Below are 18,576 nucleotides of genomic sequence, written 5' to 3'. Positions count from 1 at the left end.
TGCAAACATAGGCACGAATAAGCGGTTGAACCGTTTTAGTTTGCGAGGTAAAAAGAAGGTGCAAAGCCAATGGCAGCTTTGCTGTATGGTGCATAACATAGAGAAGTTGGCCAATTATGGTGGATTAGCAGCGTAAAACGACAGGTTCAATCAAATTGATACAAATGGATAATGTTTGGGGCATGAAAAATTCACTGCATATTGTTCAAACTGACGGGCGAGGTTGTCGGTGTCAGTTGCTGATTTTTCTACAGTCTCGTTAGGGCGCACCCATGACTTACGGAGAAATAGATGATTGAAATTGGGACTAATAGCTTTCTTATTAAAGTCCCAAATCTTCCTCAAGAGGATTTTGAGCGCTACTCCAGTGCTTTGTTCGATGAATGGGAGAAAAGTCTAGAAAAAACGCTTCATCTCTCAGATTACTCTATTTCGCTTGAAATCGAAGAAGGGTCGATTAAGGGAAAGGGAAAAATAGCAGCAACCCTTACAGTACTATATTTTGGCATAGGTTCTTATGCTGATTTCGTTTCTGGTCTCGAAACAATTAATAACCAAGTTTCTTATGCTAGCAATGCCTTATTTAAAAGCGCTGCATCGCCATTTGGTGGTAGTAACGCTAATGTTAAGACTAGTAAGAGAGGTGGGGCAGTATCGCAATTGAGATCTCTTTTTAATAAAGTTCAGAGTGGCGATATGACAGTAGATGAGGCAATGGATAATGCACGTGTTTTACTCGGTGAGGAAGGCGAGGAAGTACCGGAGTTCATGCGTGAACTGGAAAATCAGTTAGAAAAGGCGCCTCGGATTCCAAAGCAACTGGCCTTCGATGACGAAGAATGGGAAGAGGTCTCGGCTGAAGAAAAACCAAAAACACCTAAAAAACCAGGTAAGGCTCCTACCCCGATCCCTCAGCAATATCGAGTTGTTGTATGGAGGGAATCCAAAGGGAAAAAGAAACATATAAAGGTATCTAAACTTTGAGATATATAGTCCTAACAAGTACAGGCAGCAGGACAAACATTACGCTAGCGCTTCATGTTTGCCTCTGCTGTAAGCGTTTGATTTTTTGAGTATGAAATAACTATGATTAATGGAAGAAAACTCGTAGAACTGTCATACGATATCCAATCAGGGTTGGGAAATATAGATGTACCTGACTTTGATAGCATGAGAACTATGGGCATGGCTGCTACCTTAGCCATACACTTGAGAGGGCTTGCGGAAATAGAATATGAAGTATTAAGAAAGGTCTCTGATTACTACTTTTCAATTCCGTCATATGCCCTAAAGGAAGCGCTAACTATTTTGGCTGAAATTGAATACGTTCAGCTAGTTACAAAAGGAGTAAAGATTCTTTCTGTAATACCTGACGTTCCTAGATTTCAGGATCTATATGAAGGCGTAGGAAATTATTTTACATTTTCAGACCTAAATGAGCACGAACAGGGAACCTTGCTAATACTGTCTGAGCTACAAAATAAACCGGAAAATAAAGATAGACTGTTATCATCTACCGGGATTGATATGCCCATGTTTACTAGATGCGTGGAAATCGGTACACATGGAAACTATTTGAAAGAATTCAGGGCGCGTGGGCGAAATATTGTAGCTAGCCCATTTTATTTTTCAGACAATCTTGATGAACTTGTCGACTTGTCAGTAAAATCTGGGTCGTCTGATATCCAAGCCGTTCTGGATATCATAAAAAATAATCAGGGATGGCCCCTATCACTGATTGAAAAAAGGCTCGAGTTGGGCGGTCACAAATTAACAGTAACGCAGAAAGAACTGTTAGGCCACCTTTGTTCAGAAGGAATTCTCAAACCGCCATCTATCGAATTCAAGACATCTAAAGAAACGTTTGTTTTTACTCCACGACCTGGTGGTTCCCGCTTGGATTCAGCTAATAGGGAAATTTATGAAAGAGCTATGGCCTTAGTGTCATGTGTTCGAAAGGGTCAACTACTAGCGGATCAGTATCGAATCAGAATGCCAGTTAGAATTCTGGAAACCTTGAGGGATAAAGGTTATATAGGCTCAAATTCGGAGGCGGCGAACCAATATCGGAATCTGGTCTTTCTTAAGGTGGGTTTCCTAAAGAATACAAACGGTGATAGATATCAGTTTCATCTTAACAAAACAGAAGAAAACGTAGCGGCGTTAAATCTGGCAATTAGCTTGTTACGAACTGGTGAGATGTCTAGTTTAGATGTTAATCAGGACGCAAGATTGGCTTTATCGAAAGATGAAAAGTATATACAGTCAATCATTTCCTCTGCAGAGTTAAAAAAGAGAGAAAAAGTGGCGCTCAATGCCGAGGCGGCTAGCCAATTTGAACAGTTGATTATGGTTTACGAATAAAATGTCAAAATTTGATAAAGATATACACCAGAAAGAAATGGCGATCAGATATTGCCTAGTAAATGAAATGGTTCCATTTCTTGAGGTAAATATACAAAATTATAGAGAGCTATCAGATACCTCTACGTTAATAACAGATATTGATGTTCTCGGAGTCAAGGTGGAATCCTCAGGAAAGCAGAACAAAGTTATCTTCGATTGCAAGACATTAGGTAAAACCAGCCCTATCAATAGAGCTTTTTGGGCGTCTGGATTGATGAAATTTACTGGATGCTCTGAGGCGTTCGTCATTCTTCGAAAGCAGGCTTCTGAAGCACACAGACTATCGGCAAGACAAATAGGCGTGCATTTGTTTGATGAGCGGCAATTTGGTAACTATGCCGAGTCTTTCTCGTTGGATTTTTGTTCTGATTATTGCTATTCCACATCTATCTCAAATTGGATGAACTTGTTTTCTTCGGTGTCAGGAAATCCAACACTAGAGCAGTTTGTTGCGTTTCTTAATAATGATTTGCCTGCCGAAAAGGATGTAACCAAAGCTTTTAGGAAGTTTCTGGTCGGGTTGGAGAAAGTAAAGGGCGAGCTCGACCCTGAAAAAAACAAACATAAAGCGCTATTTAATTACTCGCTGTCTATTTTTTTGTATCTGATGACAAAAATAATTCATGACTTTCGAGCAGTGATTGACTATGAAGTAACTGAAAGTGATTATGGAAGATTGATGAAATATTACATATGGGGAGGTAGAGACAGCTTTTTGTTAAAAAATAGAATGACCGAGATGTATTCGAGTTCAACAAATTCATCCATTGCCCCGGAGCCAGAGATTAAAAGCTGGACATCATATTTGGAGCTGTCAAGAAAGCTTCTGGATTCTCCCGGAGACATACAAAAATGCGTTTTTCCACTTCGAGAAATATCATTTATGAATGTTTCAACAAGGATAAGTGAGAAGGATAAATTTACTTCTGATTATGTTTCAAATAATAAAAGGGTTCGCCAGTTTTCGTCATCAGCAGCCAAGTATTTAGTTGATGCGGTAAAGCTACCCAAAGATTTCTCTCGTCAATTAGATGTCACATTTGATGAAATTCGGGAAATCTAACAAATTTCTGCACACGGAAAAATTACTCGCTTCGCTCCTAATTATCCGGTGAGCAAGGCGTTAGGCTTAAAAAAGGATGAACAGCTAAATGGGATCAAAAGTCTATAAATACATGGGTGCTGATACTCTTAAGCTGTCCCTATCTAAAGAAGATGTATGCAGCTTTAAATGCTCGCACCCAAAAGATTTTAACGATCCATACGAATTATTTCTGACGATTGATTTTCAGCAAGACCCCGAGATGCTGGCCACATACAAGGACACTATCGGAGTTATGCCTCAACTACCAACAACATGCTTTTCAAAATCACCAAGCGTAACTCCTATGTGGGCGCACTATGCACATGGGCATCGTGGCGTCGTAATTGAGATAGACGAAGAAATTGTAATTGATTCATTGCCGGATGTAGAGTTTGGTGATGTTGACTACCGCGATGAGCCCAGTGACGACCTTCTAGATATGCTTGCTCGAGCATGCCACATAGGTAAGCTGAGATATCATTTTTTACTCCAGCGCGGAGTGTTCAGTGCGGCTTACTACACGAAACACACATGCTGGTCATATGAGCAAGAGAGACGCCTAGTTGTTGGCAACGAACTAGTTAATGCAGTTGGAGATATTATCTTATTAGATCTCCCTGTAGGAAGTATTACTTCTCTTATTGCAGGCCATAATGCAACACAAGAAACGAAAGATAGCGTTAATGTATTGGCTGACAATATTGGCGCAAATTATTTTGAAATGAATATCGGTAAAACCACATCTGTGCCATATTTCTTAGATTCTAATGGTATGGCACATCAATATCATTCTGGCTCAATCCAAAAGTGCATCAATATGTGTGAGGAATGCAAGGAGCCAATCTCAGAAGAGGCTGATTTATGCTCCTGGTGCTCCATTACAGAGGACCACGAATACCAAGCCGCAAGCACCAATCCGCTAAGAATGCTTCAACGCATGGGGGGATTAGAGGATTATTACGAGAGTATGATGGATGTTGAGCGCAAGCATGATAAATAGCTATCAAAGCCTAACAATACGCGCGTTCGGACGCTCCTTACATCGCGCCGCACAGCTTGGTCGTTATGCATATAAGAAGGATTGATGATATGGACGTTAAGATAAATTATTGGACGTTTTTATTAATCATGCCGTTCATTATGTCGTGTGTTGAAAATAGCAATTCAACAAATGATAAACGTATTTTACCTGATGTCACGGGAAGCGGTGACGTGGCCGAAGTCAAGTCCGTACCAAAAATAGAGTTGGTGAGTTCTATAAACGAATATATTGATTCAAGAGACCGAGTATCTCTATTCGGCGAAGTAACGAACAGAGGTGATACGGATGCTATATTTGTAGAAGTCAAATGCTCCTTCTACGATGATGCTTCAATTTTAGTTAAGGAGGATCGATCGTATATTGTTGGCACCAATGTGATATTGAGTAAAACAGGAATCGCAACAAATACGGCCTTAAGGCCTTCAGAGGTCGGAGTTTTTGAAATATGGCCATTTATTTCAAAAAATGAGTTTTCTTCATACAACTGTAAATATTCATTTGACATTGCATCTGACGTCTCAACACCGAAAGCAAAACTAGCCATAAAGGGGGTTGTGAATGTTGCAGAGGACTCGCTCGGCGACCTAGAGTATCTGGGAGAGGTAAAAAACACCGGAACAAAAGGTCTCATATTTGGACAAGTTCATTTTGTAACAAGGGATGCCGCAGACGCAATTGTAGACATTGATTCAACGTATCTAAATGGCGATACGGTCATTCTATCCTCAATTGACTCTACGACGGAAACGGCTTTATCTGTAGATTCAGTAGGGACGTTCACAGTAAATACTTTGTTGCCTTTTACAGAATACGGCAGCCACGATATAAAATTTGAATGGGACGACGCTGATATAGACCAAGGGGTTGCCAATAAGACTGGTCAATATAGAAGTAAAGTATCGACCAGTAGTAACTCAAAGATCGAAAGATACAGACAACGACAGCATAAAATCGACTTATTAAAGAAAGCCTATGTCAGCAAATAAATGCGTAACAAGTTGAGCCGATAAATGTCTTTGTTGATAAGGATGATAGACCACTAGAATAGGCAACAGCAGCGGTCGCAAAGTACTTTCGTATGAAACAAACCATATTTCTAATCATCATCACCATCTTCCCCAACGTCGCATTCTCACAACTAAACGCGAATGACATCCAGATAGATTCCAAATACCTACAAAGCATCGTCCACGAACTCTCCGTCAACATCGGCCCCCGCAATTTTGATCAGGCCAGGGGATTGGAAGCGGCGGCATTATTTATCCGTCAAGAACTGGAGAGGCAAGGGCACGATGTCCAACGACAACAATATGCCATAGGCGAAACAGACGAAGTTGAAAACATCATCGTTTCCTTCGGCCCGAAAGAGGGAAAAAGACTCATTGTCGGCGCGCACTATGATTCCTATGGCCTTCAGGCAGGCGCGGATGACAACGCCAGTGGCGTGGCGGGTTTATTGGCGATTGCCAGGTTCCTGAAGCAACACGAATCCACCCTCAAAAAGCGTATCGATCTCGTTGCCTACACCTTGGAAGAACCACCCTTCTTTCGTACCACGGAAATGGGGAGCTATGTACATGCAAAGCATTTGGCCGACAACAAGGTTGACGTCATCGGCATGATCTCCTTAGAGATGCTGGGCTACTATCGTAAAGAAAAAAACTCGCAGGAATATCCCTTAGGCCTGATGAAGTGGTTCTATCCCATTTTTGTGTGGATTGGTGTTTTGGTCGACTTCAATTCTAACCAAAACGGAGCACTGCCTCCTAAAAAAGCGAAAAATAGTTTACGTTATCATCGGGATAGCATTGGGTTTTAGGATAAATAAATTTCTAAGTTTAATGCCTAGGTGTAGTCCTTTGGTGTGTATGATTGGGTATATCGGATAGTTGTGGGAATGCCGTAGATATTAGTGTTAGAGTGCTAAGGGGTCAGTCGTTGCGGTGTTGTGTTGCAACCGCTGATAGACGCATTACGAAAAAATGCTGCCCTTTAATAACGCCAAGTTTCGACAAATTGTTCGCTTGTCTAAGTAAGTAGACAATTTATCGCCGATCATGCGGAACAATCACTTTAGCGACGCCTCTACTAGAATTACCGGTTCCATCCTTCACTAAATATGTAACAACATAGACACGACCATCTTTGTTGTTTCCATTCCGGGTGGCTTTCAAGTTAAAGCGAAGATCACTAGTTCCATATGCGGCGTCTTGAATATCTCCATCTTGTAAGGTCTCATTAGAAGTAATCGATTCCAGTATGACCAGCGGCTCTGGGTCATAGTCGTCAGATACGCTTGAACTAACGACAATTTCAGTCATTTTATTATTAGGTGGCCACAAAACGTCTTTGTTAATGGCAATATCAACAGTTGGCGGTGACACATCCAATTTATGTAGTTCGGCAGTGTAATACTTTGGTGACTTAGACTCGCCGTACATTACTGAAAAGAATCCATCATAACCTGCACTGTCATCAGTAGTGAGCTTGAGACTGAAATCCGATTTTTCGCCGTCCCGGATTGCCGCAATGGCTCCACTTTTTGTACGCCAGCTATAGAAGTACTTCAATGAATTATCAAGTTGTAGGAATGCGTCCCACAGAGACGGCGCCGTGTTTTCACCCGGAGTAAGATTTTCGTCGTCAACTGTTGGAACAGCTCCTACGGGATAAACGCTTAACGGTGCGTCTATTTCTCGCGATATGCCACCGAGAAGAGTCGATTTTCCGAGCAAAAACTCTGTAATCGATCTTCCCGAATTGTTTTCTAATTGGTAATGGTAAGTTACAGAGCCACCGGAATGAGCGCCAAAAACATTTGCCCGAACTGGTTCTTCCGCCCATATAGCCGTAGACGACATACAAAACATCAACGTTGGTAGGATATTCATTGGTCTGCAAATGTTGAAGTATTTCATAAATCTTTCTCCATGAAGTCGTTAGCAGCTTTAGCGATCTTTTAGATAAAAATGCACATCATCGGGCTCAGGATTTACAAAATACCCCCCCCATCCTAGTCCTGGTACTGGATACGGCGCATCAATAAATTTCTCAACGTTAGATCTCGACCCAACATGCTCCAAAAGCCTCAAGGCTGTAATACGGGAAACATCAAATGCAGTATTAACTACATGTTTACTATCTACGCCTGGCCTATCCGTTAATCCATGATAGTGATCTCGATGGTTGACTACTTCTTGAGTACGTCGTTTACAGGCTTCAATATCCTTGGGGTCGGATAAGCTCTCTAATACTAAAGCTGTTTCCCATACGTCACGTAAATGCTTCTGATATGCTTCCGTTCTAAAGGTCGACGATCGTCTGTAAATCAGTTTACCATTTTTATCAAAAAGATCATTGCCGGACGGATCATATTCGCCCTCAATACCGTTACCCATAGTGAGAAAAAACTTCCTTCTTAACCATCTTTCCGCCATTTTAGTATTATCTGACAAGAGATCGTCCCCAGCACTCCCTTTAGTCATTTCTAGAAGGCGAGTAAATTTTAATGTTTCACTGTCGTTTGGCGTCAATTTTTCAATATCAATATAGCTATTATGTGGGCATACACTCTCGAGTTTGGACGTTTGAGAAATCCATACATCGCCCAGTTTGGTCGGTATGCATTCAGTATATCCCAACTGCTCTAATTTATACTCTTTTCTATAGCCACTTGGAACATATCCTGTATTGAAGCAATCGACATATTTTGCTGCGTTCGCTACCGTAATCCCACTAGAATTAGTACACGAACCGTAATTGCCGCTAAGTGGAATATATGTTATTACGTCACTACTATTGACAATTTTTGAATCACAGAACTCCTTTGCAGAGGCAAAGAAATTGGGATCAAAAGTTGAAAGATAATCATCAGACCAGCCAACCAACTCCCAATTCAATGTAGGTGATAACTTTTTATAATGAATAGAACGATAGAAATACCTATCACCCGTCTTAAAGTCCGTATATTCTGACTCTTCAACAAAATCGACAACTAGCGACACGGGACTAGTTATTCTCAGACTTTGAACCATAAAATTATAAGCTTCGTCTAGGGTACTAAATACATATTGATTATAGTAATTGGAATACCGAAATTCATCCGCATATACGGTAGAGGGAAATGTTAAAATAAAAGAACTAATCCAAATAGCGGCAGCCACATAGTATTTATTACGAATAAAAAAAAAGCGATAGAGGCAAGGGCACGATGTTCAACGACAGCAATATGCCATCGGCGAAACAGACGAAGTCGAAAACATCATTGTTTCCTTCGGCCCGAAAGAGGGAAAAAGACTCATTGTCGGCGCGCACTATGATTCCTATGGCCTTCAGGCAGGCGCGGATGACAACGCCAGTGGCGTGGCGGGTTTATTGGCGATTGCCAAATTCCTGAAGCAACACGAATCCACCCTCAAAAAGCGTATCGATCTCGTTGCCTACACCTTGGAAGAACCACCCTTCTTTCGTACCACGGAAATGGGGAGCTATGTGCATGCAAAGCATTTGGCCGACAACAAAGTTGATGTGATCGGCATGATCTCCTTAGAGATGCTGGGCTACTATCGCAAAGTTCGTGGTTCTATCCCACCGAAGGGGATTTCATTGGTGTCGTGAGCAACTTCTCTAGCGGTTCGTTTAAATCTGAAATGGCAGAGTATATGGCGCAAGCCAATATCAACGTAGAGACATTATCCGCACCCGCCGGATTAGTCGGCGTGGATTTTTCAGATCACCTCAATTACTGGCACTTCGGCTATGACGCCATCATGATCACCGACACCGCCTTTTACCGAAACCTCAATTATCATCAAATCACCGATACTATCGATACACTGGATTTCGAGATGATGAGGGATACGGTAAGGGGGATTGCGTATGGGGTTTATTGGGTGGGGAGTCGGTAGGGGTAATATAAATTATGCGATCTGTGTTTAACTTTATATTTTTTATGTATTTAAGGATTCTAGTTGGGGCACCTAAAGTTTTCGTGTTATCATCCGATGATAATATGGTGGGTGCGTGAAAAGGGAAAAAGGACTAGATACTTTATTGGACCTCGATGGATCGATCTTCGTCCAAGAGGACAAAAGCTGGATAAAGATAGAAGCAAAGCGACTGGGAAAACCGAGTCCCGAGCGGCCTCACGGAATTAAATACAGTCTAACGCTTCACCGTTCTGATGGCACAAGAATTCTCGGTTTTGATAATGCCCACTCTGTAAAGGTACGATCGAGGAAAAGGTATACTGGGCAAATAGTCACCTATGATCACCAGCATCATAGCTCTGACGAGCGTATCACACCATATTCCTTTTCCTCACCCGAACAACTTCTTGAAGACTTCTTTCAGGCAGTTGACGATCACCTGAAATTGGAAAAGTGATATTCACATCCTGAGGTTAGAAATGAAGAAAATCGTTATCGGTGTTATGCCACAAGAAAAAATAAGGGATAGGGCACTTGCTATTGCCAAAGGTACGTATAAACCAAAAAGAGGAGAGCCAAAGGTCTGGTTTCCAACATTGAAGTCGGTTGCTGAGGTTTTGAATGAAAATAATAGGGAACTGTTGAGGATGATAGCCGAAGCTCAACCCGAATCATTAACAGAATTGGCAGAATTATCTGGGAGGCAAAAAAGTAATTTATCCAGGACACTCAAGAAAATGGAGCAATATGGCTTCGTTGAATTGAAAAGGACAAAATCTAACGTAAAACCTATCGCTAAGGCAACTGAGTTTGAGATTCATGCTGCTTAACTTTTTACGTTTAGCGCTCAGTCTAGCAAAGAAAAGTGCTAGTATATTTTTTCTTGTCATCACTCTTTTGACTAGTAGCGCCAGTGCCTCTGAGCTTAAGGATCCACGCACACGTGATGAAGACATTTCCAATTCAATTGTCAGTGTAACGATCAACGAACTCCCCAATGACCTTTATGAATACGTATACAGAATCGAATCAAACCACAATAACAATGCCAAGATAATAAATTTTTCACTCGACATTTTTTGCGCTGACATAAATCCGAACCAGGAAATCTCATATCCGTCTGACCCCGCCTTCAAAGGCAATTATTCCAGGGATGGTAAGCATGTTCCTGTACACGCATTTCAGAAATATGGTGTTGCTGTCGCTCCCGTAATCAGTGTAGACAATAAAATTATTTGGTTTCTTCAGCTCAAACCCGGAGGTGTTGCGGAAGGACATCGAGTGGTAAGCTCTTATCCACCTGGCCTACGTGCGTATGAACTTGATACCTATATAGAGGCCAGTGGATGGGATTATGATACCTTCCCGATAGAAAGAGATGATGTTCCTTGGGAGTCTGACTTCATCGTAACTGGTGCCGTGAAAGGCCCATCGTGTAAATCCGAGTTCTTTGGGGGATCAAATAAGACAATAGTCGAGCCGTATGATATTAATCAACTATTGTCATATGAGCAACCGATGTCCAATCACATTCGCGTCTCGAGGGAAGAATCGGCGGTTCCAATAAGTATTCACTATAGTCCCGATATCGATCCCAAATCTTTCCGGGTGAAACCCACTTATTTGCGTAAATACTTCACTCCGGTTCCGGGTTCGAAAGAAACGATTGTACTCAATATCGAGCGAGAAAAAGTGGAAAATCGGCCAGGACATGGGCTCATTTCCTTAACCGTTAGAAAGCGAAACAGTATGAAAGTGCGTGACAGAGACACAGATGATTTTTATATTCACTTTAAGTGATGGGGCTAGAGAAAGCTATTGCGAAAATATCGGGTCTCTGACCCGGGTTTTTCTATCGTAAAGAGAAAGACTCGCAGGAATATCCCTTAGGCCTGATGAAGTGGTTCTATCCCACCGAAGGGGATTTCATTGGTGTCGTGAGCAACTTCTCTAGCGGTTCGTTTAAATCTGAAATGGCCGAGTATATGGTGCAAGCCAATATCGAAGTAGAGTTTTTGGGTAGAAATAACCGACAACATCGACCACCTTGATTTCGAGACAATGAAGGATACAGTGCAGGGGATCGTTATAGTTAAGGGCTACGTTACAATATTCAGATTGATAAAAACTTTACACATACACGCGTTTGTTATGTTACCTATATCTGCTTTTGCAGAGGAGCCTGTTTCGGTAAACGTTTATGGTATTAATTCGGGTAGCGCCATAACATATCATTATGAATTGCAAAACAACTCAGGAAGATCGATTACCTAGTTTTTGATCGGAAAATCGACTCTTCTCGGAGGCATATTTCGATAAATAGATGCACCTTTAAGCTATGAAGTATTTTACGTCAGCTCTCCATAAAGTAGACACAATGCTACCAACAGTCGATGTGTCGGCAAATACCCAGGTGATCTGGCCTCCTAATCAAAAAATGGTTGAAATTGTTGCGCGTCTAAGTATTTCTGACAACTATTATCCTGAACCCCTGGTTGTACTGGAATCAATAAGGTCCAATGAGGTTTTACACGAAGGGGATATACAAGGTACCGAATATGGAACCAGCGATACACAGATCTATTTGAAAGCCACCAGGAATGGAAACAACAAAGAAGGTCGCATCTATACTATTACCTATTTAGCGAAGGACGGCACAGGCAATTCTACTAGAGTTGCTACCAGTGTAACGGTACAACACGAATGATGATTGTCTTCGGTACAGTGAGTTTACGATTATACTTGGTCCTAATATAGTAGTCGTTGATTGTGAAAAACTTCGAATCGGTGTTTCCTCTATAGACATGATTTTTGTGAATATCGGTATTCAGGATAGCTGTAAGTATGCCGAATATAGCACTGGCATATTTAAAACGGAGATGATCGAATGTTTGGAGGGAAAGTACCCATATTTGGCTTATTTCTTTTGTGTTTTTCGTTGAATACAATGGCAGACAACTGCGACAAACCAAGAGATGATTTTGACGATCTCTATTGCTTAAACAAGGTATATCAGGAAGCGGACAATGAACTAAACCAGGAATACAAAACTCTTAGGTCTTTTCTATCAGAGTCTGAAAGTAAAGTGTTAAAAAAGAGACAAGTTTCTTGGATTAAATCACGAAATGAAAGATGCAGTTTTAGGAAAGACGGAATGTTTTTTGTAAGTTTGAGCTGTACTAAGAGTATGACTGTAAATAGAACAAACGAGTTGCGTGATAGAATCCGAGAATGTAAATCTACCGGATGCCAATCGAGCAAGCTTTAAGCATAAAAATATAGAGCCTGCTAGACGCTTCCGTCCCTCCGTGTTTGCGGCAGATCTCCTGAACCACGATTCCGGCTGTCAACTTTCACATTTTCCCTTTCCACCTTGCACCAAGCCCATCTGTGAACGAAACTAAGATCACACCATTTACGTTTACTGAAAACAATGGAAACAGGAGGGAATCTGATGCCATTCACAGTCAACATTCATTACGACAACGCCTTTCAATTTGCTCAACCCCATATTTGGATTTGGTACGATGGCTCCAGCGTATGCCACGATTTGGCGCCGGGCGGGGCCGATGAGTTTGGTCTGGTATACGCTGTCGAAGTCTTGCGCTCGCGATTTAAATTCAAGTTCAAAGACGGCGAGGGTATGGATGGCCCTTGGGAAGATGCAAGCTTGGATCGGGTTTTCGAACCTGAAGTGGTATTCGATAATCAGACGATGACTCCAAACCGTGTTTGGGTCAAGGCCGACAAGGCCTTTGTCTACGATGTACAGCCGCGTGCTGCCGAGACATCGACGGCAGAGGAGTTTCTGCAAACATTACACTTCAAGACCGAATCCTATGTTCCGGGAACCGGAGGCTTTTCCGGTCTGGGCGCGACGGTGCTAAAAGACGGGCGCGTATTGTTTGGTCTGTACCATCCCAATGCGGCACGGGTGTATGTCATGGGCAGCTTTAACGATTGGCAACGCCCGAGTCATGATACACCCGACCCAAACCAGTTTGTCGAACTCAAGTTGTTTCAAGGTTATTTCGGTATTCCCAATATCTGGCTTGGCGTGAGCGACAAGGCAAAAGCCGACCACGAATACAAATTCCATGTCCAGGGCGGCGTACCCCGTGATCACAAGAACCGCATGCAGCGTTACATCGTTGATCCCTACGCACGTCGCTTGAGCAATGACTATCGGTTCAACAATTCGGTGATAGAAGATCCTGCCACCTACCATTGGCAGGACTCGCATTGGCGCACGCCCCAACTGCGCGACCTTATTCTGTATGAGCTCAGTGTGCATGGGTTTACCGATGGTGACCCCGATATCGCGCCTGATAACCGTGGCCGTTTTCGAGGTATCACCGAGCGCATACGCGACGGGTATTTTAACGATCTCGGTGTAACGGCTTTATCGCTCATGCCACTCGCCGAAACGCCGAGCATGCAAGGGCCTACCGCCCTCGGTTATAACCCGTCCTTGTATTGCACCGTGGAGAGAGACTTTGGCTCGACCTATGATTTACGTGAACTGGTCGATACGGCTCATCAACAGGGACTGGCGGTGATACTGGATCAGGTGTTTAATCATACCGATAACAACTTCAACCCGTTGTGGAACATGATTCTGGAACACCCCGACGAAGCGGCACGTAACGAAGGCGGCTTGTACTTTTGTAAGGAAACACCGTGGGGTAATCGCATCGCCACGGAGAAGGAAGACGTGCAAAACATGCTCATCGATGCCTGCAAATTGCTGATCACCGAGTACCACGTCGATGGCTTTCGCTTTGATGCGACCCATACCAACTACATGGACCATCGCTTTCTTGAACGCCTCGCGACTGAAGTGAAAGGATACAAGCCAGAGGTCATTCTGATTGCCGAAAACCTGCCTAATCAGGAAGACCTGAATCGTAATGGTTTCGACGGTTATGCCCAGTGGTGTGATACCTTTCACGATAAAATGAAGGCGCTGTTGCGCGAAGGCGAATTCGAACACACGCCTTACAATACCGAGCGCATGGGCGACATCTTTTATTTCAGCAAACAGGTGTACGCTGCGCACACCAATAACACGATTAATTATTGCGAAAGCCACGATGAGAACAGCGTGGCCTACGAGGTCGGCACCAATCCGCTGTTGAATCACCCGGCGGCGAAAGAACGCAAAAGCCGTCTCGGCCTCTTTGCTACCATGGTGGGCTTGGGACAACCGATGCTCTACATGGGGCAGGAGTTTAACGTCGAGCGACCACGCAATATTGTGACCGTCGACTGGCCCAATAATATGAACCAGCACGGTTATTATCAGTGGGCACACCGACTGATACAGTTGCGTCGTCGCTATCCAGGGATGCGGCTCGAAGGCTATGATCCCGCAACTGATGGTCATTTCGATTGGGTTGTGGCACCCTGGCTCGATGGGCGACATGGCGGCGGCGAGAAAGTTATCGGCTGGTGGGCGCAACCCGATGGAGCTACCAACGAACGGGTATTGGTGATGATGAATTTTGAAAACCACGATGTCGAACTAGATGTGGAGTTTGGCGTACCCGGCAAATGGATCAAACTCGCGGATATTGATCAAGTCGATGATCTTCCACCTTATGGTGCAAACGATATTGCAAAAGAGACCACTGTTGAATCACAGGACGGTCACTACAGCGGTTTTCGTCTGCCGAGTTCAAGTGGTTTTATCTATAAATGGGAGGCGGCGGTGCAGTAGGGTAGCATTCGTCATTACGAATGACTTTAAAATACATGTTGAATTGAAACGGAACTTGGAAGTTGATCTGGTTTTCCGACTATTAGAAGTTCGGTATAAAATATTATTCATACAAATATTTGATAAGTTATAAGGAAAATTCTATGAACAAATCAGATAACCAAATAGTATTTACAAAAAATGAAGTAGTTATCACAGATATCAAAATGCCGTTCATATCCATGGTTATTTTTATGGTAAAGTGGGCAATTGCAGCTATCCCGGCCATCATAATTTTGTCTATATTGTTTACGTTCGCAACAAGTTTCATTGGCGGGCTTACGACACCCACCAATGTATAAGCATCCAACGCCCATAAAGCTATAATGAAGAAAAAATCAACGGTATTTAGACACTCAAGGTTAGCAATTCTGGTCATGCTCTCTGTACTTGGCAACAACGCATTTTCGATGAGTAAAGAAGAGTCAAAAAACAGAAACTATTGGCTTAATGTGGGTTACGGAATCGGCGGGATTGGCTTAACATCAGACTTGTCTTTGTCGTTAACTAAAGAAAATTATTTTTTAAACTTTACCTGGTTAAATAGCAAAAATAGTTTAGATGTCTTTAGAAGTCCGATGGAAACAGCAGATGATGTCAGCCTTCAACTGGGTTACGTTTTCAGAAATAAGATTTCAAAAATCTTATTGTCTAGTGGCGTTTCTCAGGTAACGGGAGTCAAAAAGGGGAATTTAATTAGCCAAGTATTCTTTCATAGTGACTATGAAAAAATATCCTATAAGACCATTGGCATTCCGACAAGTTTAATCGTTCTTTTTCCGCTATCCCCCAGTTTTTCTTTAGGTATTCGATTATATGCAAATATTAACAGAGAAAAGCCATATTCTTGCTATTTGTTGGGCATTCAAATAGGAAAGTTTGAATAGTGTTCCGCTATTTTCTGAGTCCGCAAAATAGCTATGAAGTATATTTGACACACCATATCTCACAATTCTAGCTTGCACGTCCATTATATTGATATATACTTGATGCCTCAAGCATATATCAAGTTAGTAATATGGGCGACAACAATCTTACCGAATCGATTAAGGCCTTGATGGGGGTTTCGCTGTTACAGACGAAGATTATGCGTCGTATCGACAACCAGCTGAGTTTTCATGGCATCAACTTCACCGAATTTATGGTACTTTTTCATTTAAATCTATCAGTTGAGCACACCATGCGGCGGATCGATCTGGCCGAGCGTATCGGCCTAACCGCCTCCGGTGTGACGCGTCTGTTAGCGCCGATGGAGAAGATAGGCCTGGTTCAGAAGGAACGCAATCTACGGGATGCGCGGGTGAGCCTGGTAAAGTTGACGAAGGCGGGCAAGACCATGTTTAAAGATACGACCGTCGTACTGGAGCATGCGGCTGAGCAGCAAACTCAGAACCTGAGTGAAAAGGAATTGGGGCAGTTTATTAGGCTACTGGATAAGATGCTTTCTGGTAACTAGGGGTGATCGTTAAACGCTTATTCTTTCTATCGAGGTAGATTACTTAACTAACGTGTGAGTTATGAAAGGTGCTAGCACACAACAATTGGAACCGCGTGGCCTGGTATTGTAGTCACGTTTCGTCGTCTGCAGCTTTAAAAAGATAACCGGTTTCGAACAGTATTAAGAAAAAGCGCCGTTTTATTTTGCGCATCGTCTATCATTTTTTATAGGCCAGTTCGGCGGGAGATATTAAATTAGAAAAGAATTTCGGAATACACTTTGGATCTATTTCGCTGTGTTGATCGCACTCAGCAGTGCGACAATTCTTGGCGCGCTATCACTGGGTAAGCAAGGCGCCTATCTGGCGCAGGTCTATATGCTTTGTCCAGCGATTGCGGCGATTATCACCCGCGTGTTCTTTTACCCGCCACGTTTCAGTGATGCCAACTTGCGCTTCGGTAAAGTCAGCGACTATCTGCGCTTCTGGTTGTATGGTCTGGGCATCACGATGATTTCTGCCAGCATGTACACCGCGTTCGGCGCTATCAGTTGGGATTTCAGTGGGCAGTTGTTTCTCGAACGATTGTCCAAACAATTTGCGGACGCCGGGCAGGATATGGCTGGCGGTTTGCCCGAGGGTTTTACCCCTGAAATGATGTTGTGGATTTACTTTGTGGGTGGCCTGACGATATTCAATATTCTCCCCGGCGTGATCAGCGGTTTCGGCGAAGAGTTTGGTCATCGGGGGTTGATGTTTCCGCTGTTGTATCGCATCAGTCCGCGTGTTGCGTTTATTGGTGGTGGTTTGATCTGGTATGCCTGGCACTGGCCTTTGGTATTGGTAATGCCGGACGCGCCGGAGACGCCGCTTTGGCAAGATGTGTTAAATTTTATAGTGTTGGCAATTGGATCGCTTTGCACCTTTGCTTATCTTGCCTATGTCTATGTCAAAAGCCAAAGTGTATGGGTGGCCTCAGTCGCGCACATCAGCATGAATAACGCGGCCGCATCGATTTCGTATTTCTCGGTGCTGGAGAATCAACTTCTCGCCAATCTTGGCTTGAGTTTGACGATGATAGTGCTGGTGTTTGTCTTGTATAAACGAGGCGAATTTAAGGTATTCAAATCTTTGGATGCATCGTGAGGGACAAAGCTCTCCACTCTTCACATTTTTTATCCCTACTGACACAACGCTGTCAGTAGCCCCCCTGTAAGCTCTCTTTCAATCCTGATCACAGGAGGCCATCTCGCTACTAGCGGTATGAATCTATTCTATTTAATCAATGAAAAGGAGCAACAATATGAGTCTGGATGCAATGAAACCTAACGGCGCTTTTAGCTGGAATGAGCTGTTAACCCCTGATATAGAGGCGGCCAGGGTCTTTTATTCTGAGCTGTTGGATTGGAAACTAAAGGATGCAGATGATGCGGCCGTGCCCTATCTGATAGCGGAAACAGGGGACAAAGAAGTTGCCGGTATCATGCAGACGCCCCCAGGGGCGGAAGAGATGCCTCCAATGTGGGGTGCTTATGTTACAGTTGACGACATTGATGCTCGCACCGAGCGCGCACGTAAATTGGGCGCGAAGGTCTATGTGGAACCCCAGGATATTCCCAATATCGGTCGTTTCGCAGTGGTTGCTGATCCACAGGGCGCGATTTTTAATATGATTACTTATGTAAAGAAGGACTAGACCATGACGGACCGCTACTTCACTCCTGACAGTTTGGGTTTTTTATCCAGCCTGGCGAAGAATAATCGCCGCGACTGGTTTGAACAACACAAACAGGATTACGAAGACGCGGTACGTACGTAAGCTTCCCCATTAGGTTGACAGTCCTAAAGTAGAGAGTTCGTATTTTTTCAACACCTCAACAGGTGTCATTCCTTGAAGAGAATCGTGATCGCGTTCCTCGTTG

24 protein-coding genes are annotated in these 18,576 nt (G+C 43.1%); 22 read left to right on the top strand and 2 right to left on the bottom strand.

Features of this window, described 5'->3' with window-relative positions; translation table 11 throughout:
- The 7 genes from OEZ43_21430 to OEZ43_21400 all read left to right on the top strand — a co-directional run.
- Nucleotides 1-136, top strand: a 136-nt coding sequence (locus OEZ43_21430) for a transposase (protein ID MDH5548147.1), incomplete at its 5' end; no start/stop codon positions are given.
- Nucleotides 137-291: 155 nt separating this feature from the next.
- A complete protein-coding gene (locus OEZ43_21425) occupies nucleotides 292-984 on the top strand; it encodes a hypothetical protein (GenBank protein ID MDH5548146.1) in 693 nt (230 codons plus the stop codon).
- Between the two features lie 102 nt (nucleotides 985-1,086).
- Nucleotides 1,087-2,364, top strand: a complete 1,278-nt coding sequence (locus tag OEZ43_21420) for a hypothetical protein (GenBank protein ID MDH5548145.1) — start codon at nucleotides 1,087-1,089, stop codon at nucleotides 2,362-2,364.
- A 1-nt stretch (nucleotide 2,365) separates the two neighbouring features.
- The gene (locus OEZ43_21415) at nucleotides 2,366-3,469 is read left to right on the top strand and encodes a hypothetical protein (protein MDH5548144.1); all 1,104 of its coding nucleotides are present in this window, start codon (nucleotides 2,366-2,368) and stop codon (nucleotides 3,467-3,469) included.
- A gap of 88 nt (nucleotides 3,470-3,557) precedes the next feature.
- Nucleotides 3,558-4,490, top strand: a complete 933-nt coding sequence (locus OEZ43_21410) for a DUF2971 domain-containing protein (protein ID MDH5548143.1) — start codon at nucleotides 3,558-3,560, stop codon at nucleotides 4,488-4,490.
- A gap of 89 nt (nucleotides 4,491-4,579) precedes the next feature.
- On the top strand, nucleotides 4,580-5,518 hold the full coding sequence (locus OEZ43_21405; protein ID MDH5548142.1) for a hypothetical protein: 939 nt from the start codon (nucleotides 4,580-4,582) through the stop codon (nucleotides 5,516-5,518).
- Nucleotides 5,519-5,610: 92 nt separating this feature from the next.
- Nucleotides 5,611-6,351 (top strand): M28 family peptidase, encoded by a 741-nt coding sequence (locus OEZ43_21400; protein ID MDH5548141.1) that lies wholly within the window; start codon nucleotides 5,611-5,613, stop codon nucleotides 6,349-6,351.
- Nucleotides 6,352-6,577: 226 nt separating this feature from the next.
- On the opposite strand, the gene OEZ43_21395 is transcribed toward OEZ43_21400, so the two are convergent.
- Both OEZ43_21395 and OEZ43_21390 read right to left on the bottom strand, forming a co-directional pair.
- The gene (locus OEZ43_21395; protein ID MDH5548140.1) at nucleotides 6,578-7,450 is read right to left on the bottom strand and encodes a hypothetical protein; all 873 of its coding nucleotides are present in this window, start codon (nucleotides 7,448-7,450) and stop codon (nucleotides 6,578-6,580) included.
- 30 nt (nucleotides 7,451-7,480) lie between these two features.
- On the bottom strand, nucleotides 7,481-8,695 hold the full coding sequence (locus tag OEZ43_21390) for a hypothetical protein (GenBank protein ID MDH5548139.1): 1,215 nt from the start codon (nucleotides 8,693-8,695) through the stop codon (nucleotides 7,481-7,483).
- Nucleotides 8,696-8,831: 136 nt separating this feature from the next.
- On the opposite strand from OEZ43_21390, the gene OEZ43_21385 reads away from it, so the two are divergent.
- From OEZ43_21385 to OEZ43_21315, 15 genes are all read left to right on the top strand, one after another.
- On the top strand, nucleotides 8,832-9,149 hold the full coding sequence (locus OEZ43_21385; GenBank protein ID MDH5548138.1) for a M28 family peptidase: 318 nt from the start codon (nucleotides 8,832-8,834) through the stop codon (nucleotides 9,147-9,149).
- Nucleotides 9,146-9,439 carry a hypothetical protein gene (locus OEZ43_21380; GenBank protein MDH5548137.1) on the top strand — a complete coding sequence of 98 codons (294 nt, stop codon included), beginning with the start codon at nucleotides 9,146-9,148 and terminating at the stop codon, nucleotides 9,437-9,439. Before OEZ43_21385 ends, OEZ43_21380 begins: the two co-directional genes overlap by 4 nt.
- A 115-nt stretch (nucleotides 9,440-9,554) precedes the next feature.
- On the top strand, nucleotides 9,555-9,917 hold the full coding sequence (locus OEZ43_21375; protein MDH5548136.1) for a DUF6516 family protein: 363 nt from the start codon (nucleotides 9,555-9,557) through the stop codon (nucleotides 9,915-9,917).
- Nucleotides 9,918-9,939: 22 nt separating this feature from the next.
- Nucleotides 9,940-10,290: a MarR family transcriptional regulator gene (locus OEZ43_21370; protein MDH5548135.1), complete on the top strand. Its 351-nt coding sequence runs from the start codon at nucleotides 9,940-9,942 to the stop codon at nucleotides 10,288-10,290.
- Nucleotides 10,280-11,260, top strand: coding sequence for a hypothetical protein (locus OEZ43_21365; protein MDH5548134.1), 981 nt, complete (start codon nucleotides 10,280-10,282; stop codon nucleotides 11,258-11,260). The genes OEZ43_21370 and OEZ43_21365 overlap by 11 nt, the downstream gene beginning before the upstream one ends.
- A 95-nt stretch (nucleotides 11,261-11,355) precedes the next feature.
- Nucleotides 11,356-11,511 carry a hypothetical protein gene (locus OEZ43_21360; protein MDH5548133.1) on the top strand — a complete coding sequence of 52 codons (156 nt, stop codon included), beginning with the start codon at nucleotides 11,356-11,358 and terminating at the stop codon, nucleotides 11,509-11,511.
- Between the two features lie 326 nt (nucleotides 11,512-11,837).
- Nucleotides 11,838-12,167 carry a hypothetical protein gene (locus OEZ43_21355; protein MDH5548132.1) on the top strand — a complete coding sequence of 110 codons (330 nt, stop codon included), beginning with the start codon at nucleotides 11,838-11,840 and terminating at the stop codon, nucleotides 12,165-12,167.
- Nucleotides 12,168-12,407: 240 nt separating this feature from the next.
- Entirely contained in the window at nucleotides 12,408-12,728 is a 321-nt protein-coding gene (locus tag OEZ43_21350; GenBank protein MDH5548131.1) for a lysozyme inhibitor LprI family protein, read from the top strand.
- Nucleotides 12,729-12,914: 186 nt separating this feature from the next.
- A complete protein-coding gene (locus OEZ43_21345; GenBank protein MDH5548130.1) occupies nucleotides 12,915-15,179 on the top strand; it encodes an alpha-amylase family glycosyl hydrolase in 2,265 nt (754 codons plus the stop codon).
- A 143-nt stretch (nucleotides 15,180-15,322) separates the two neighbouring features.
- A complete protein-coding gene (locus tag OEZ43_21340; GenBank protein ID MDH5548129.1) occupies nucleotides 15,323-15,520 on the top strand; it encodes a hypothetical protein in 198 nt (65 codons plus the stop codon).
- 24 nt (nucleotides 15,521-15,544) lie between these two features.
- Nucleotides 15,545-16,105, top strand: coding sequence for a hypothetical protein (locus OEZ43_21335; protein MDH5548128.1), 561 nt, complete (start codon nucleotides 15,545-15,547; stop codon nucleotides 16,103-16,105).
- 131 nt (nucleotides 16,106-16,236) lie between these two features.
- Nucleotides 16,237-16,674 (top strand): MarR family winged helix-turn-helix transcriptional regulator, encoded by a 438-nt coding sequence (locus OEZ43_21330; protein MDH5548127.1) that lies wholly within the window; start codon nucleotides 16,237-16,239, stop codon nucleotides 16,672-16,674.
- Between the two features lie 277 nt (nucleotides 16,675-16,951).
- Nucleotides 16,952-17,800 carry a CPBP family intramembrane metalloprotease gene (locus OEZ43_21325; protein ID MDH5548126.1) on the top strand — a complete coding sequence of 283 codons (849 nt, stop codon included), beginning with the start codon at nucleotides 16,952-16,954 and terminating at the stop codon, nucleotides 17,798-17,800.
- Between the two features lie 157 nt (nucleotides 17,801-17,957).
- Entirely contained in the window at nucleotides 17,958-18,350 is a 393-nt protein-coding gene (locus OEZ43_21320; GenBank protein MDH5548125.1) for a VOC family protein, read from the top strand.
- Between the two features lie 3 nt (nucleotides 18,351-18,353).
- The gene (locus tag OEZ43_21315; GenBank protein MDH5548124.1) at nucleotides 18,354-18,473 is read left to right on the top strand and encodes a DUF2461 domain-containing protein; all 120 of its coding nucleotides are present in this window, start codon (nucleotides 18,354-18,356) and stop codon (nucleotides 18,471-18,473) included.
- Nucleotides 18,474-18,576: the final 103 nt, after the last annotated feature.

The organism is Gammaproteobacteria bacterium, from assembly GCA_029881255.1.
Lineage (GTDB): Bacteria > Pseudomonadota > Gammaproteobacteria > S012-40 > S012-40 > JAOUMY01.
The sequence above is the reverse complement of the archived record's forward strand: the minus strand, read 5'-3'. Positions and strand labels throughout refer to the sequence as shown.

Coding starts and splice junctions, on each gene's coding strand:
- OEZ43_21425 (MDH5548146.1), top strand. CDS start 292: ATGATTGAAATTGGGACTAATAGCTTTCTTATTAAAGTCCCAAATCTT.
- OEZ43_21420 (MDH5548145.1), top strand. CDS start 1,087: ATGATTAATGGAAGAAAACTCGTAGAACTGTCATACGATATCCAATCA.
- OEZ43_21415 (MDH5548144.1), top strand. CDS start 2,366: ATGTCAAAATTTGATAAAGATATACACCAGAAAGAAATGGCGATCAGA.
- OEZ43_21410 (MDH5548143.1), top strand. CDS start 3,558: ATGGGATCAAAAGTCTATAAATACATGGGTGCTGATACTCTTAAGCTG.
- OEZ43_21405 (MDH5548142.1), top strand. CDS start 4,580: ATGGACGTTAAGATAAATTATTGGACGTTTTTATTAATCATGCCGTTC.
- OEZ43_21400 (MDH5548141.1), top strand. CDS start 5,611: ATGAAACAAACCATATTTCTAATCATCATCACCATCTTCCCCAACGTC.
- OEZ43_21395 (MDH5548140.1), bottom strand. CDS start 7,450: ATGAAATACTTCAACATTTGCAGACCAATGAATATCCTACCAACGTTG.
- OEZ43_21370 (MDH5548135.1), top strand. CDS start 9,940: ATGAAGAAAATCGTTATCGGTGTTATGCCACAAGAAAAAATAAGGGAT.
- OEZ43_21365 (MDH5548134.1), top strand. CDS start 10,280: ATGCTGCTTAACTTTTTACGTTTAGCGCTCAGTCTAGCAAAGAAAAGT.
- OEZ43_21360 (MDH5548133.1), top strand. CDS start 11,356: ATGAAGTGGTTCTATCCCACCGAAGGGGATTTCATTGGTGTCGTGAGC.
- OEZ43_21355 (MDH5548132.1), top strand. CDS start 11,838: ATGCTACCAACAGTCGATGTGTCGGCAAATACCCAGGTGATCTGGCCT.
- OEZ43_21350 (MDH5548131.1), top strand. CDS start 12,408: ATGGCAGACAACTGCGACAAACCAAGAGATGATTTTGACGATCTCTAT.
- OEZ43_21345 (MDH5548130.1), top strand. CDS start 12,915: ATGCCATTCACAGTCAACATTCATTACGACAACGCCTTTCAATTTGCT.
- OEZ43_21340 (MDH5548129.1), top strand. CDS start 15,323: ATGAACAAATCAGATAACCAAATAGTATTTACAAAAAATGAAGTAGTT.
- OEZ43_21335 (MDH5548128.1), top strand. CDS start 15,545: ATGAAGAAAAAATCAACGGTATTTAGACACTCAAGGTTAGCAATTCTG.
- OEZ43_21330 (MDH5548127.1), top strand. CDS start 16,237: ATGGGCGACAACAATCTTACCGAATCGATTAAGGCCTTGATGGGGGTT.
- OEZ43_21320 (MDH5548125.1), top strand. CDS start 17,958: ATGAGTCTGGATGCAATGAAACCTAACGGCGCTTTTAGCTGGAATGAG.
- OEZ43_21315 (MDH5548124.1), top strand. CDS start 18,354: ATGACGGACCGCTACTTCACTCCTGACAGTTTGGGTTTTTTATCCAGC.